This window comes from Streptomyces sp. NPDC001493 (genome assembly GCF_053597235.1).
Window position 1 is genome coordinate 22,331 of the sequence record NZ_JBSFHV010000022.1, and the last position, 14,619, is coordinate 36,949.

General features: G+C 72.4%; 9 protein-coding genes. 7 read left to right on the forward strand and 2 right to left on the reverse strand.

Annotated elements, in window-relative coordinates; translation table 11 throughout:
• Positions 1–8 precede the first annotated feature (8 nt).
• The gene (locus ACWCWD_RS27470; RefSeq protein WP_450776709.1) at positions 9–662 is read left to right on the forward strand and encodes a hypothetical protein; all 654 of its coding nucleotides are present in this window, start codon (positions 9–11) and stop codon (positions 660–662) included.
• 245 nt (positions 663–907) lie between these two features.
• Here the strand turns inward: ACWCWD_RS27470 and ACWCWD_RS27475 are convergent, their stop codons facing one another.
• Positions 908–1,405, reverse strand: a complete 498-nt coding sequence (locus ACWCWD_RS27475) for a hypothetical protein (protein WP_450776711.1) — start codon at positions 1,403–1,405, stop codon at positions 908–910.
• Positions 1,406–1,987: 582 nt separating this feature from the next.
• On the opposite strand from ACWCWD_RS27475, the gene ACWCWD_RS27480 reads away from it, so the two are divergent.
• Both ACWCWD_RS27480 and ACWCWD_RS27485 read left to right on the forward strand, forming a co-directional pair.
• Positions 1,988–5,293 carry a right-handed parallel beta-helix repeat-containing protein gene (locus ACWCWD_RS27480; protein WP_450776819.1) on the forward strand — a complete coding sequence of 1,102 codons (3,306 nt, stop codon included), beginning with the start codon at positions 1,988–1,990 and terminating at the stop codon, positions 5,291–5,293.
• A 91-nt stretch (positions 5,294–5,384) separates the two neighbouring features.
• Positions 5,385–6,584: a S8 family serine peptidase gene (locus ACWCWD_RS27485; RefSeq protein ID WP_450776713.1), complete on the forward strand. Its 1,200-nt coding sequence runs from the start codon at positions 5,385–5,387 to the stop codon at positions 6,582–6,584.
• 3 nt (positions 6,585–6,587) lie between these two features.
• Here the strand turns inward: ACWCWD_RS27485 and eccCa are convergent, their stop codons facing one another.
• Positions 6,588–10,565 (reverse strand): type VII secretion protein EccCa, encoded by a 3,978-nt coding sequence (gene eccCa, locus ACWCWD_RS27490; protein ID WP_450776715.1) that lies wholly within the window; start codon positions 10,563–10,565, stop codon positions 6,588–6,590.
• A 196-nt stretch (positions 10,566–10,761) separates the two neighbouring features.
• On the opposite strand from eccCa, the gene eccD reads away from it, so the two are divergent.
• The 4 genes from eccD (at position 10,762) to ACWCWD_RS27510 (ending at position 14,570) form a co-directional block, all read left to right on the forward strand.
• Complete coding sequence (eccD, locus tag ACWCWD_RS27495) at positions 10,762–12,153, forward strand: type VII secretion integral membrane protein EccD (RefSeq protein WP_450776716.1); 1,392 nt, start codon at positions 10,762–10,764, stop codon at positions 12,151–12,153.
• An 11-nt stretch (positions 12,154–12,164) separates the two neighbouring features.
• Positions 12,165–13,634: a type VII secretion protein EccB gene (gene eccB, locus ACWCWD_RS27500; protein WP_450776718.1), complete on the forward strand. Its 1,470-nt coding sequence runs from the start codon at positions 12,165–12,167 to the stop codon at positions 13,632–13,634.
• 188 nt (positions 13,635–13,822) lie between these two features.
• A complete protein-coding gene (locus ACWCWD_RS27505; RefSeq protein ID WP_450776720.1) occupies positions 13,823–14,173 on the forward strand; it encodes a hypothetical protein in 351 nt (116 codons plus the stop codon).
• A gap of 58 nt (positions 14,174–14,231) precedes the next feature.
• A complete protein-coding gene (locus ACWCWD_RS27510) occupies positions 14,232–14,570 on the forward strand; it encodes a WXG100 family type VII secretion target (RefSeq protein ID WP_266713498.1) in 339 nt (112 codons plus the stop codon).
• The last annotated feature ends 49 nt before the right edge of the window (positions 14,571–14,619 follow it).

Below are 14,619 nucleotides of genomic sequence, written 5' to 3' on the forward strand. Positions count from 1 at the left end.
GGACACACATGGCCCGCCCCTACCACCCCGGACCGAAACAGTTCGTCTTCGTCGTCGGTGACGGCGACGACCAGCAGGTCTCCGTGGGCGACCCTCAGGAAGCGTACGTAGCGTTCTCCGCGTTCTTCCGCGAGCGGGATTCCGACACCTACACCATCGAAGACGTACGGGCGGGCCAGAGATTGGTGCTCATGCCCGGTCGAGGTGTGCTCGCCCGGACCGAATTCGCGGACCGACGCAGGTCCGAATACCTCAAGGTCGACAGGGCCAATCGCTACATGCCGAGCGCCATGCTGTTCTTCGAGAACGGATACGCCGGCCTCGACCACTTCGGCCAGTGGTTCCCGGACCTCGCCGACGTCGACGCCTCACCGGAGACTCGCGGTGCCACTCGCGCCGCCGCGATCACGACCGAAGCCGCGGCAATCGTGGAAGTCGCCCGCATCTGGGCGGATTCGGGCTTCGTGGACCCGAGCGACCAGTACTACGTCTTCTTCGGCTCGCACGGTGTCGGCGAGGACCGAGCCGAACGAGCCGTACTGCTCAGGCTGATCGAATTCCTCGGTCTCGAACGGGTCGACGCCCCGGCCGAGGCCGCCGACGGCGAAGTGTGGGTGCGCACCGACCCACGCCTCGACGCCGAATGTGAACGGTGGTCGTGAACGGGGTCGTTCGGGATGAAGCCGCGTCTCCGCGACCGTTCGGGATGAGGCCGAGTCTCCACGGTGAAGCTCGCTGCGGGCCCACGGCCAACCGTGTCCTGCCGGCGCACACCCGGTCCTGGGACCCGACCGGGTCGTGACGTGGACACTGCCCCACGGTCCCGCCGCATTGACGGTGGCGGGAGGCGGGAGCGTCGGCGGAGAGCAGCCGGGCCGTTACTCGGAGGAGCCCGTTCCGGGTGTACCTACAGGTCACAGTGTCGCTTCTGGATGGCTTCCCTCAGGTTTTCGACGGCGGACAGGGCGGCACTTTCACAGCCGCCGTCGATTGCTTCCAGCGTGGCGGCCGCAGCCTCCCGGACGTGGTGGGGAAGGCCCTCGGCGGCCGTGAGCCGGTATGCCTCCTCACGGCGGGCCATGCGTTCCGCGAGGTCCACAGCGCCGGGACCGGACAGCGGAAAGGCGGAGTGCCTGTATGCGTGTATCCCCAGCACCATCGCGTCCGCAGCCCCGTCGGCGTACCCGAGGGCAGCCGTCCGGGCCTGACTTCCCGCAGCGCCGGCGACCATTCGACGGTGGGACAGAACCGCCCCGAGAGCACCTCCGCCTGCCAGAGAGAGGCCGCAGGTCACAGCGAGGAACGCTCCTCCCCAGACGAATCCGGTAAACCCGCCGAGAGCAGTGAGCGCGACCGTCCACGCGGCGGCTGTTCTGGAGTTCATGTGCTCGGGTGTGGGGTTCACCACGGCAGTATGCCAGTCAACGCCGCAGCCCTGGTGCGGGGTTGAGCGCCCGCCTCCTGTCACAGCCTCTTACGGCCAAGCCGGCTGAGTTTTCCGTCCGGTCTGCCCCGCGCACAAGTGACAGCGCCCCGTGCGGTAACAGCGGCGGGCCCAGTCCTGGTGCATTCGCCGCCCCCTCGCCCCCCTCGCCCCCCTCGACGCCTCGCCCTTCGCCCTTCGCCCCCTAGGCCCCTCCTGCAATGACAGCAGACGCAGCTCTACGGCCGGGCGACCCTGCGGCACGGCCCGAGCCCGGGCCGTGCCGCAGGCCCTCGTGCTCGTCTCGGCGGGCCACGCCTGGTTGTGGTCTCCCCGGCACCCGGCCGACCTGGAGCCGGCCGGGCGTCAAGTCCTGGCACGGTCTTCGTCTTCTCCGCCCGGGGTCGGTCCCCGCAAGGTGGGCGGGGCCGGGATCACCATGGCGGTCGACCTGCGGCAACAGGCATGATGGGCACTCAACTTCCGTACACCCCATCACATGCCGCGTGTCCCCGTCGCCCCACCGGCCCCGGGGGCCGGGAGGTCAGATACGTGTCACGCCAGATGCTCACCGTCGCAGTGGACGGTTCGGGCGATTTCCGCACCGTGGCGGAGGCCGTCGCACGGGCCCGTAACGGGGCCGTGGTCAGCATCGGTCCCGGCCGCTACCAGGAGTCGCTCACCGTTTCCGCCGCGATCACACTGACCGCGTCCGAGGGGGCCGGGACGGTGGAGCTGGCGCCCCGGCGCGGCACCGCGCTGACCTTCACCGGCGACGCCGTGCTGGTGAGCGATCTGGTGCTGCGCGGCCACGACGACGAGCTGCCGGTCGTCGACTCACCGCGCGGACAGATCGCGATGGACCGGTGCGAGGTGCACGGCTCGGCGTGGGCTGCGCTGTTCGCGCGGGGCAGCGGGTCCCTCGTCCTGCGCGAGTGCCGGGTCAGCAATCCGGCGGGCGCCGGTGTGGTCTCGACGTCCGCGAACGAGAGCTTCGTCGAGGACTGTGTCGTCGAGCATCTCGGCACCTCCGCGGTGGTGGCCGGCGAGCGCGGGCGGATCACCGTACGCGGCGGCAGGCTGCGGGACACCCGCGGCAACGGGGTGCTGACGAACGGCCAGGCGCACCTGCACCTGGAGGACTGCGAGATATCCGCGACGGACAAGCCCGGGGTCGCCGTCGAGGAGGACAGCACGGTGCGCATGGTGCGCGGTTCGGTCCGGCAGGCGGTGGTCGGGGTGTACGTCAGCTCGACCGGCCAGACGGTGCTGGAGGAGGTGACGGTCGGCGACACGACCGGGCACGGCTTCGTACTGGGTGCCGGAAGCTCCCCCGCCCTGACCGCCTGCCGTACGGAACGGACGTCGGGCCACGGGCTGTTCGTGACCGAACGCAGCCGGGGCACGTTCACGGACTGCGTGTTCACCTCCGCGCGGGACGCGGGGATCCGGGTCAGCAGTTTCTCCTCGCCGGTACTGACCGGGACCGTCGTGGCGGACGCGGAGGCCGTCGGTGTACTGCTCGACGAGGACTCGTCGGGTGAGTTCGACCGCCTGGAGGTACGGGACGCGGGCGGGTCCGGCATCGTCGTACGTACCGGCGCCAACCCGCTGCTGCGCCGCGCGACCGTCACCCGGTCGGGGTCGCACGGGGTGGAGGTCGCCAAGGACGGGCGGGGCCGGCTGGAGGAGTGCGTCGTCGAGGCGTCGGCCGGCTCGGCCGTGCACGTCTCGGGGCACGGCAGCCTGTACGTCGGCGGCAGCACGCTGCGGACGGCGGCCGGGTCGGGCGTGCAGGTCGGGGCGCTCGGCACGGTCACCCTGCGCGACACCACCGTCGAGGGGGCGTCCGGTGCGGGCGTCCGGATCGATCCGGAGGGCGAGCTGTCCGCCGCGCGGGTGCGGGTCACCGGCTCGGGTGAGCACGGAGTGCTGGTCGCGGCGGGCGCGCGGGCGGCCCTGAAGTCCTGCGAGGTGTCCGGCTCCGGCGCCGACGGCGTACGGGTCGAGGGTACCGACGCGGCGTCGCTGACCGGCTGCACGGTACGGGACAACCGGGGCAGCGGACTGCGGCAGGCGGTGCCCGGCGACCGGCTCGCCGTCGAGGGCCTGAACAGTGCGGACAACGGTGCGCCGGACGCCTGGGGAAGCGCCGCGGGTGCCGAGGCGGCGGGCGACGGACGGCTCCCGGGAGGCGCGGTCCCGACGGCCGCGGGACCGGACAACGACACCGGCCCGGTCGCCGAGCTGGAGTCCCTGATCGGTCTCGCCGACGTGAAGCAGCAGGTCCTGACGCTGATCAACCTGAACCGGCTGGCCCAGCGGCGCGCCAGTCTCGGCATGCCCGCCCCGCCGATGAGCCGCCATCTGGTGTTCGCGGGCCCGCCCGGAACCGGTAAGACGACGGTGGCCCGGCTGTACGGGTCGATCCTCGCGTCGCTCGGAGTGCTGCGCAGCGGGCACCTGGTGGAGGTCTCGCGGGCCGACCTGGTGGCCCAGATCGTGGGCGGCACCGCCATCAAGACCACCGAGACGTTCAACAGGGCGCTGGGCGGAGTGCTGTTCGTCGACGAGGCGTACACCCTGGTGTCCGACGGGGGCGGTTCGGGCGCGGACTTCGGCCGGGAGGCCATCGACACGTTGGTGAAGCTGATGGAGGACCACCGGGAGGACGTGGTGGTCGTAGCGGCCGGCTACCCGGAGGAGATGACCGGTTTCCTCGCTTCCAACCCCGGTCTGGCTTCCCGGTTCACCCGCACCGTGGAGTTCACCGACTACACCTCGGACGAGCTGGTCACCATCGTCGAGCGGATGTGCGCGGGGCACCGCTACGAGCTCGAACCGGCGGCCAGGACCGCGCTGCACGGCCACTTCGACGCCATTCCGCGCGACGCGTCGTTCGGCAACGGGCGCACCGCGCGCAAGGTGTTCGAGGAGATGGTGGACCGGCAGGCGTCCCGGCTGGCGGTCATGGCCGAGGTGAACGAACGCGATCTGGCGGTACTGACCGCGAAGGATGTCGGCGTGAGCGCGGCCGCGGGCCCCGAGGCCGACGACGACCCGCTGCTGCGGCTGGACGCGCTGGTGGGGCTCGCCGCGGTCAAGCGGGAGGTGGGCGACATGGTCAATCTGCTGGCCACCGCGCGCCGCCGTGCCGAGGCCGGGCTGCCCGCGCCTCGCATCAGCAACCACCTGGTCTTCGCGGGCCCGCCCGGAACCGGCAAGACGACGGTGGCCCGGCTGTACGGAGAGCTGCTGGCCTCACTCGGTGTGCTGCCGCGGGGCCAGCTGGTCGAGGTGTCGCGGGCCGATCTGGTGGGCCGGTGGGTCGGGCACACCGCGCAGCTCACGAAGGAGGTGTTCACGCGGGCGCTCGGCGGTGTGCTGTTCATCGACGAGGCGTACACCCTCACCCCCGCGGGGAGCGGCGGTTCGTCCGACTTCGGCCAGGAGGCCGTGGACACCCTCCTGAAGCTGATGGAGGACCACCGCGACGAGGTGGTGGTGATCGCGGCGGGCTACACCGAGGAGATGGCGCGCTTCCTGGGCTCCAACCCGGGTCTCGCGTCCCGTTTCCCCCGGCACGTCGAGTTCCCCGACTACTCCTCCGACGAGCTGGTCACGATCGTGCGCCAGCACGCCGTCGACAACGGCTACGAGTGCGCGCCCGGCGCCGCCACCGCGCTGCGCGCGCACTTCGACGGGCTGCCCAGGGGGCGCACGTTCGGCAACGCACGTCTCGCGCGGCAGACCCTGGAGGAGATGATGACGCGTCAGGCCGGGCGGCTGAGCGCGGTCGCGGCGCCGAGCCTGGAGGATCTGCGTCTGCTGCTGCCGGAGGACCTGACCGGTCTGCCGCGGCCTTCCTGAGGGCCGCCCGGCCGTGCCGCCGCGCAGTCCTGCCCGGACCTTCCGGATCCCCCGTACATCTTGGACCTCACCGAACAGAGGAACGCCCCGCATGCACCGCCGTACGACCGTTGTGCTGCTCTGCGCCGCTCTCACCGCCCTGCCGGTCCGGCTCGCTCTCGCGGAGGACGGTGACGGACAAGTGGTGCTGCCGGGGGTCCCTGAGCGGCTGTCCCCGCAGCAGGCGTGTACGACCGCCGGGGGCCGTGCCACTTCCGACGCCCCCTGGACGCGCCAGGCGCTCGGCCTGGACCAGGTGTGGACCCTGTCGCGGGGGAAGGGCGTGACGGTCGCGATCGTCGGCACCGGGGTGAGCGACGGGCCCGCCGTGCTGGCCGGCCGGGTCGACGCGGTGGATGACGCGGACGAGGACTGTGTGGGACGGGGGACTTTCCAGGCGGGCCTCGTCGCGGGGGCGGCCACTCCCGGCCAGGGCTTCGCCGGGGTCGCCCCACAGGCGAGGATTCTGGCCGTACGGGGCACGGGCGTCCGCGGCGAATCCGACCCGGCACGGCTGGCGGCCGGGGTGCGGGCGGCGGCCGAGCGTGGGGCCGGTGTGATCGTCGTGTCCGCGCCGCTGGACGGCGCGGACAAGGCGGTGCGGGCGGCTCTGGCGGTGGCCGCTGCCAAGGACTCGCTGGTGGTGGCCCCGGCGGCGGCGGACAGTGTGCCGCTGTCCGTCGGCACCGATGCCCCCGCCGAACCCGCTCCCGCGCCTCCGGAGAACGTCCTCGCCGTACTGGACACCGGCCCGCAGGGCACCCGTCCGGACGGCGCCCCGCCCTACACGCGCGCCGACCTCACCGCCCCCGGTGACGCGCTCGTCGGCCCGGGCCCGGTGGGCGGCGGCATGTGGACGGGCTCCGGCGCGTCGCTGGCGGCGGCGGTGACGGCGGGCGCGGCGGCGCTGGTGCGTTCCTACCGCCCGGAGCTGAACGCGGCCCAGGTGCGGGAGAGGCTGCTGCGTACGGCGTACCCGGCGGACCTGCCCGCGTTGGACCCCTACGGCGCGGTGGCGGGCGCCGAAGCCCCGGCCGCCCGGGCGGTGGCGGCCCGCCCGGACCCGGTGCGGCCGGTGCCGCCGCCGGACACCGCGGGCGCCAGGAACACCGCGCTGCTGGTCACGGCGGGCGCCGCGGGGGTGGCCCTGCTCGTGGCGTTCCTCGCGTTGGTGCTGCCGCGGGGGCGGGCCAGGGGCTGGCGGCCGGGCCGGCTGGGCACCGGGGACGCCCACGGCGGCGGCACCGCCTGACGGCTACTCCTCCCGCTCCTCCTCCGGCGGCGCCACCTCACGGGGAAGCGCGATCTGGACCAGCGCCGCCTTGCGGCGGGCGATCCGCAGCGCACGCCCAGGCGGCAGGATCCTCGGCTTGACGCTGTCGAAGACGTATCCCTCCGAGGTCGGGCAGGACAGCTGGAGGGCCGGCGAGTTGACCTCCTGGAGCTTGCGCATTAGGGGGTCCATGCGTGACGCGCCGGTCGACGCGCGGGCCACGACCAGGTGGAGGCCGACCTCGTAGCCGAGCGGAATGTGCGGCAGCAGCGGTTCGAAGGGGCCGCTGAAGCCGCTGCCGACCATCTCGTAGTCGTCGACGAGCACGAACACGCGCGGCCCGGTCCACCAGTCGGCCCGCCGCATCCGGGCCGGGGAGATGTCCTCGCCCGGGGAGCGGACGACCATCGCCCGGGTGACCCCGTCGACGAGTTCGCGCAGCGGGTCCGCCGCCACCGCGTGGCCGAGCCGGTACTCCTCCGGGACCGCCTCGACGAGCTCGCGACGGTAGTCGACCACCAGGATGCGCGCCTGTTCGGGGGTGTGGTTCGCGACGATCTGCTGGACGAGCAGCCGCAGCGCACTGGTCTTGCCGCTCTCCGTGTCCCCGACCAGCATCAGGTGCGGGCTCTGGGCGAAGTCGTGCCAGACCGGGGCCAGTTCGGCTTCGTCCAGGCCGAACGGAACGCGCAGCGGCCGCTCCGGGTCGGCCGGCGGCAGGTCGGCGGCGGTGAGATGGGCCGGCAGCATGCGGACGGGCGGGGCAGGCGGGGCGTCCCAGTTCTCCGCGACGGCCCCGACGAGGTCCGCGAGGGCGTCCGTGAGGTCCTCCGCGTCCTCGCCGCCGTCGATGCGCGGGAGTGCGGCGAGGAAGTGGAGCTTCTCGTTGCTCAGACCTCGTCCGGGCACGGCGGGCACGGTGCCGGCCTTGCGGATGTCGACGGCGGAGTCCATCGGGTCGCCCATCCGCAGCTCGAGGCGGGTGCCGACCTGGTCGCGGAGGGCGGCGGAGAGCTCCACCCAGCGCGAGGTGCTGACCATGAGGTGGACGCCATAGTTGAGACCCCGGGTGGCGATGCCGTTGAAGACCGCGATGTCGTCGAACATGTCACTGCGTACCGTGGACCAGCCGTCCACGACGAGGAAGACGTCACCCAGCGGTTCGTCCGGGTACTGACCCTCGGCCCTCCGCCTGCGGTAGGTGGCCATGGAGTCGATGCCCTGCTCCTGGAAGAACAGCTCCCGCCGGTTGAGCAGCGAGGTGACCTCGGCGAGGGTGCGGGAGATCCTCTCCCGGTCGAGACGGCCGGCGACCCCGCCGACGTGCGGCAGTCCGGACAGGCCGAGCAGCGCGCCTCCCCCGAAGTCCAGGCAGTAGAACTGCACTTCGCGCGGGGTGTGGGTGAGGGCGAGCGCGGCGATGAGGGTGCGCAGCAGCGTGGACTTGCCGCTCTGCGGGCCTCCTGCGACGGCGAGGTGTCCGCCCGCGCCGGAGAAGTCGACGGTGAGCAGGTCGCGCACCTGGTCGAAGGGCTTGTCGACGATGCCGACGGGAACGCGCAGCTTTCCGCGGCCGGCGGACCCCGTCGTGGTGAAGCCGAATTCGGGGTCCGGGACCAGGGGTGGCAGCAGGGCGTCGAGGGCGGGCGGGGCGTCCAGCGGAGGCAGCCACACCTGGCGGGCGGACGGCCCGCTGTCGCGCAGCCGGCCGAGGGCGAGCGCGAGGAGGGACTCGCCCGAGTCGGGCTCCGCGGTCACCGGTTCGGGGGCGGCGGGCAGGGTGCGCGGCACCACCCAGTCGGTGCCCCACGGCACGACCTGGCGGGCGATCTGCGCCTGTTGGGCGGCTCCGCGCCTGCTCGTGTACGCCCCGGAGACGTATGCGGCGCGGAACCGGGTCAGCGCTTCGACGCCGCTCTTCAGGTAGCCGCTGCCGGGAGTGGGCGGCAGGTGGTAGGCGTCGGGGACACCGAGCACGCCGCGGCTCTCGATCGCGGAGAAGGTTCGCAGGCCGATGCGGTAGGAGAGGTGGGACTCCAGTTGGTGCATGCGGCCCTCCTCCAGCCGTTGCGAGGCGAGCAGGAGGTGGACGCCGAGCGAGCGCCCGAGGCGGCCGATCATCACGAAGAGTTCCATGAAGTCACGGTGCGCGGAGAGGAGCTCGGAGAACTCGTCGACGACGATGAAGAGGGAGGGCAGCGGTGCCAGCGGAGTACCGGAGGCGCGGGCCTTCTCGTACTCCAGCACGGAGGAGTAGTTCCCGGCCCGGCGCAGCAGTTCCTGGCGCCTCATCAGTTCGCCGTGCAGGGCGTCCTGCATGCGTCCGACGAGGGGGAGTTCCTCCGCCAGGTTCGTGATGACGGCCGAGGTGTGCGGCAGCTCGTCCATTCCGAGGAAGGTGGCGCCGCCCTTGAAGTCGACGAGCACGAAGTTGAGGGTCTCGGAGGAGTGGGTGAGCGCCAGGCCCAGCACCAGGGTGCGCAGCAGTTCGCTCTTGCCGGAGCCGGTGGCGCCGATGAGCATGCCGTGGGGGCCCATGCCGCCCTGGGCGGACTCCTTGATGTCGAGTTCGACGGGCAGCCCGTCCTCGCCGACGGCTATCGGGACCCGCAGCCGGCCGCGGCTCTCCAGCGGGCGGCTGTCCCACAGCTTGGCGGGGTCGTGGCGGCGCAGGTCCGCGATGCCGAGCAGGGAGGTGAGTTCGGTGTCGGAGACGAACGGCTCGGCCGAGACCGCACCGCCGCCGAGGCGGTACGGGGCGAGCCGGGCGGCCAGCGTACGGGCGGCGACCGGGCCGAGCGTGTCGGGTTCGCCCAGCAGGGTGGACTGCTCCTTGCGTTCGCGGTCGGTGCGCACCAGATGGAGTCCGTCGTCGCCGATGCGCAGCCGCAGTGTGCCGCGGGCGGGCTTCCAGGCCAGCGACTGCGACAGGTCGACGACGACGGCGTTGCGGTACCCGGCTCCTTCGAGGCGGTGGCCGCCCGGCACGGTGCCGCCGTCCACGACGACGACGGTGAAGGGCTCGTCGCGGCCGGGCGCGGTCTCCGGGTCGAAGGGCGGGCGTTCGGTGAAGTCCGCGCCGAGCAGCTCGTCCAGCTCCACGAGTCCGGCCGCGACCGTACGGGCCGGCCCCGCACCGTCGCTTTGGTAGGCGTGCTGGGTGTGCGGCAGCCACTTCACCCACTCCCAGTCGGCGCGCCGCGCGTCGGAGACGCAGAGCGCGACGGTGAGTTCCTCGGGGGCGTGGAAGGCCGCGAGCTGAGCGATCAGGGCGCGGGCGAGGGAACGGGCCCGCTCGTTGTCGCCGTGCACGAGAATCCGCGACCAGGCGCGCAGGTAGAGGGCGATGGGCTGGCCCGGCACGGTTCCGTACGCCCGGATGAAGCTGCGCAGGGCGTGCGCGGTGAGCGGTTCCAGGTCTTCGACGGGCCTGGTGGCCAGCGGGGCGAGCCGAGTGCCCAGCTTCTGCTCGCCGACGGCGACACGTACCTCCGCGAAGTCCTCGTCGGCGGGGCGGCGTTCCCACTGCCGGCTGGTACCGATCAGCGCCCACAGCCCGGCCGGGTCGGGGTGCCGCCAGGCCAGGGCCTTCTGCTGGTCGGCCACCGTACGGCGGATCTTGCGCCGGGTCTGGGCCAAGTACCGCAGGTAGTCCCGTCGTTCTCCCTTGAGCTTGCGCTTGCGTTCGCCCGCGCTGCGCATCAGCTGTCCGACGATCATCGCGACGGACGAGAGCAGCATCAGCCCGATGGCCAGGTAGCTGAAGGTGGTTGCCTGGCCGGGCCTGATGAACATCATCATCATGGCGATCGACGTCAGGCCCATGGGGAGGTACATCCACATGGCCGAGGTGTTCGGCTCCGCCTCCGGGAGGGTGGGAGGTTCCTGGAGGCTTATCTCGCCGTCCGGCATGTCGGGGCCCCGCCTGCGGGCGGGACGACGGAACAGAACGGTACTCACGCGGAATTCGCTCCTCGGGCTTCGTCGCGTCTGAGGCGGTGGGAGGCAGGGGATTCAGGGCTGTTCGGCACGAAGGACGTGAATGCCCCGCTCTGAACGGTCGCACCAGTGGTGGACGGCCTGACGCAAGATCAAAGGTAGTGTGCGGCAATCAACTTTGGTATCCCGCCCCTCGGAGAGGTGTGGCCCCGCCGCAATGACAGACATATCCACCCCCGGCCTGTGCCGGCTCACGGTGAGAACCCAGGAACGGATCATCGATCTGGCGGTCCCCGCCGACGTGGCCGTGTCCGACCTGCTGCCCATCCTCCTCGACCACGCGGGCCACGACCTGGCGGAGAAGGGGATCGAACACGGCGGCTGGGTGCTGCAACGCCTGGGCGAGGAGCCCCTGGACGAGGAACGCACTCCGGAGAGCCTGGCTCTGCGGGACGGCGAGACGCTGTTCCTCCGCCCTCGCGCCGAGGCGCTGCCGCCGGTCCACTTCGACGACCTGGTGGACGGGGTCGCCGACACGATGCGCGGCCGCCCGCACGGCTGGGAGGCCCGGACCAGCCGGTGGCTGCTGCGCGGCACAGCGGTGGTGCTCCTCGCGGCCGGGCTGCTGGTGCTGGCGCTGCCGGGCGGCTCCGCACCGCTGCGGGCCGCGGTCGCGGCCGGCACCGGGCTGCTGGTGCTGTTCGGCGCCGCCACGGCGAGCCGGGCAGTGGGCGACTCCGCGGGCGGCGCCGCACTCGGCGTCCTCGTCGCGCCGTATCTGGGGCTGGCCGGTGCGCTGCTGCCCAGTGGTGACGCGGACGCGCACCTGACGGGGGCGCGGCTCCTCGCCGGTTCGGCGGCGGCCGCGGGCGGGGCGGTGCTGGCGGTGGCCGCGGTCGCGGCCTTCGTGCCGCTGCTGCTGAGCGCGGCGGCGGTCGCGCTCGCGGGCGCCCTGTGGGGCGCGCTGATGCTGGTCACCGACTGGCCCGCCGCCCACGCGGCGAGCGTCCTCGCGGTCCTCTCGGTCGTCTTCGGCGGCCTCGTCCCGGGCATCGCCTTCCGGCTGTCCGGGCTGCGGCTGCCCGCCCTGCCGACCAACGCGGAGCAGCTCCAGGAAGGGATCGAACCGCATCCCAGCCAGGTCGTGGTGAGCCGCACCGCGCTCGCCGAGGAGTGGATGACGGCCCTGTACGCGGGGACCGGCCTGGTCTGCGCGGTGGTCCTGACCGCCCTCGTCATGGTCCGCCCGGACACCGCCGCCGTGGTCACCGCCGCGGTCCTGTGCCTGCTCCTGCTCCTGCACGCGCGCGGTATCGGCAACGTGTGGCAGCGGCCCGCCGTCATGCTCCCGGGCCTGTACGGACTGGTCCTGATGGCGGTGCGGGCCGCCGGCTCGCTGGACGCCGGGCAGCGCCCGTTCCTGATCGCGGCGCTCGTCGCCGTCGCCGTGTCGGCGGCCATCGCCTCGTGGACGGTGCCCGGCCGCCGGATGCTGCCCTACTGGGGCCGAGCGGCCGACGTCCTGCACACCCTGCTCGCCGTCGCCCTGATCCCGCTGTCCCTGTGGGTGCTGGGCGTGTACACGGCCCTGCGCACCGCCAACGGCTGAGGGGGTACGACATGCAGTCCAGGAAGGACCAGGTCCAGGCCCACCTCTTCGTCATGGGGCGGCTGACCAGCGGCATGCTGCGGAGCGACCCGGACTCCCCGGAGTCCCCGGTGGGCCGCACGAACCGGGGCATGGCCTGGGGAATCGGCCTCGGAGTCGTCCTCGCCGTCGGGTTCCTGCTCTTCGGCATGATCTCGCCCGCGGGTTCCAAGACCTGGCAGCAGGACTCCAGCCTGATCGTGCAGAAGGACACCGGTACCCGTTTCCTGTATCTCGACAAGACGCTCCGCCCTGTGCGCAACTGGGCTTCGGCGAAGCTGATCGCGGCCGACGACCTCACAGTGGTCTCGGTGTCCGGGACGTCCCTGGCGGGCGAGCGGCACGGCACCCCGGTCGGCATCCCCGGGGCCCCCGACGCGCTGCCCGGCCCCGGAGACCTGGAGCAGGGGGCGTGGCAGGTCTGCGCGGAGGAACCGGACCGCACGGGCGCGGACCGCACCGGCCGGCGCCCCGTCACGTCGCTCCGCGTGGGCACGGCCGCCGACGGCGTCTCCCTGGGCGACGACCGCGCCGTCCTCGTCCAGGGCCCGGACGGAGCCACGCACCTGCTGTGGGGCGATCATCGGCTGCGGCTCGGCAAGCACGGTGCGGCCGAGGCGCTGGGCTACTCCGGGGTGACTCCGGTGCCCGTCTCCGCGGCGTTCCTCGACAGCGTGCCGGCCGGACCCGACCTGACGGCGCCGGAGGTGGACGGCCGGGGCGCGGCCGGCCCCCGGATCGACGGCCTCGTCGGCCGGACGGGCCAGGTGTACGCACTGGCGTCGCCGGGCGCCGTCACCCAGCACTTCCTCCTGGAGGAGAGCGGGCTGCGCCCGCTGAGCACTCCCGGGGCAGCCCTCGTGCTGGGTGACGACCGGACGGCGAAGCTGGCCTACAAGGGGTCGGTCCCGGTCGCGCTCCCGCTCACCGCGGACCAGTTGGCCCAGCACCGTGCGCCGGCCGGCCGGGCGACCGGGGACCCGGTGGGCTGGCCGTCCCGTACGCCCGTCGTACGGGACCCTGGTCCCGGCACGTCGGTCTGCGCCCGGATCCAGCCGGAGGGGTCCGCGCCCCGAGTGGCCCTGACGCTCGTGCCGACGGCGGCACGAGCGGCTCCGGTCGCCTCCGGCCCAGAGATCCGGCGGGCGTGCCTGGCGGTGGACGGTCTGGAGGTACGGCCCGGGGGTGGCGCGCTCGTACAGGCGCTGGGCGCGGGGGGCTCGGTCATCGGCACGACGACGTACCTGGTCACGGACGTGGGCATCAAGTACCGGCTGCCGGACGCGGAGTCGGTGGAGCGGCTCGGCCTCAAGGGCGGGCACGCACAGGCGGTGCCGTCCCGGCTGCTGGACATGCTGCCGACGGGGCCGGTGCTCGACGCGGCGGTGGCCGGCGGTGAACGAGCTGCTTCCGCGGTCCCGTCGGAGGAGTCCTGCGGGTGAACGGCCGGTCGACGGGCGGCGTCCGCTCCTGATGAGACGGTCAAATTCAGTCGCCCCCAGGGCCGTTAATGACTTCCCCGGTTAAGCAATGATCAATTCCAGCTCAGATCTCGACTCAGGGCATTGCTTGCGCCACACCGCCCTCCCTAGCATCGACAGACGCTCATGTTCCGGAAAGGACACCTGACATGTCGAACACCCCCGCCCCTCCCGGCAACCTCCAGACGTCGTCCCAGTCCGAGAACCAGGAGGGCTACAACGCCCTCAGCACGGTCCAGAGCGGGATCAAGCAGTCCCAGGAAGAGGTGCGCACGACCATGAGCGGCCTGATCCACGCGTACGGGGGCCAGGACGGCGGCGCCTACCAGCGGTTGCTCGCGGACTGGAACGGCCAGGTCGACATCATCACCAGAAACATCAACCAGATGATGGAGCAGCTCCAGGAGACCGGCGTGCTCCAGCGCGGACTTCAGGGACAGAACACGGAGACGATCGTGACCAGCAGCCGGTCGAACGACGTACTCGCCCAGCTGACCTGATCGTCCGTCCGGCGCCCGCCGACTGCCCTGACATCCCCTCCCTCCCCAGGAGTTCGCCATGACCACTCCGTACGATCACTCCAACAAGACCGACGGCATCATCCACGTCGAGTACAGCAGGGTGGACCAGGCCGCCGAGGACATGCGCCTCCAGACCAACCGCATCCATTCCCTGGTTCAGGCCCTCAACGAGGAGCTGGCCGGGCTGCACGGTGCCTGGCAGGGTGCGGACGCGGCGACGTACGCGGCTCTGCAGGAAAAGTGGAACCAGGCCACCACACAACTGGGCCAGGTCCTGACGAAGCACGGCGACACGCTGAGCGACATCTCGGACCAGTACCGCAAGCACGAGAACCGCAGCGCCTCGGAGTGGGGGAACATCCGCGTCGGCGGGTGATCCCCCGCCTGCCTGGACCGCTTCTTCTCGCCCGACCCGCCTCCCGACG

Coding starts and splice junctions, on each gene's coding strand:
- eccB (WP_450776718.1), top strand. CDS start 12,165: ATGCAGTCCAGGAAGGACCAGGTCCAGGCCCACCTCTTCGTCATGGGG.
- ACWCWD_RS27480 (WP_450776819.1), top strand. CDS start 1,988: ATGCTCACCGTCGCAGTGGACGGTTCGGGCGATTTCCGCACCGTGGCG.
- ACWCWD_RS27510 (WP_266713498.1), top strand. CDS start 14,232: ATGACCACTCCGTACGATCACTCCAACAAGACCGACGGCATCATCCAC.
- ACWCWD_RS27485 (WP_450776713.1), top strand. CDS start 5,385: ATGCACCGCCGTACGACCGTTGTGCTGCTCTGCGCCGCTCTCACCGCC.
- eccD (WP_450776716.1), top strand. CDS start 10,762: ATGACAGACATATCCACCCCCGGCCTGTGCCGGCTCACGGTGAGAACC.
- ACWCWD_RS27470 (WP_450776709.1), top strand. CDS start 9: ATGGCCCGCCCCTACCACCCCGGACCGAAACAGTTCGTCTTCGTCGTC.
- ACWCWD_RS27505 (WP_450776720.1), top strand. CDS start 13,823: ATGTCGAACACCCCCGCCCCTCCCGGCAACCTCCAGACGTCGTCCCAG.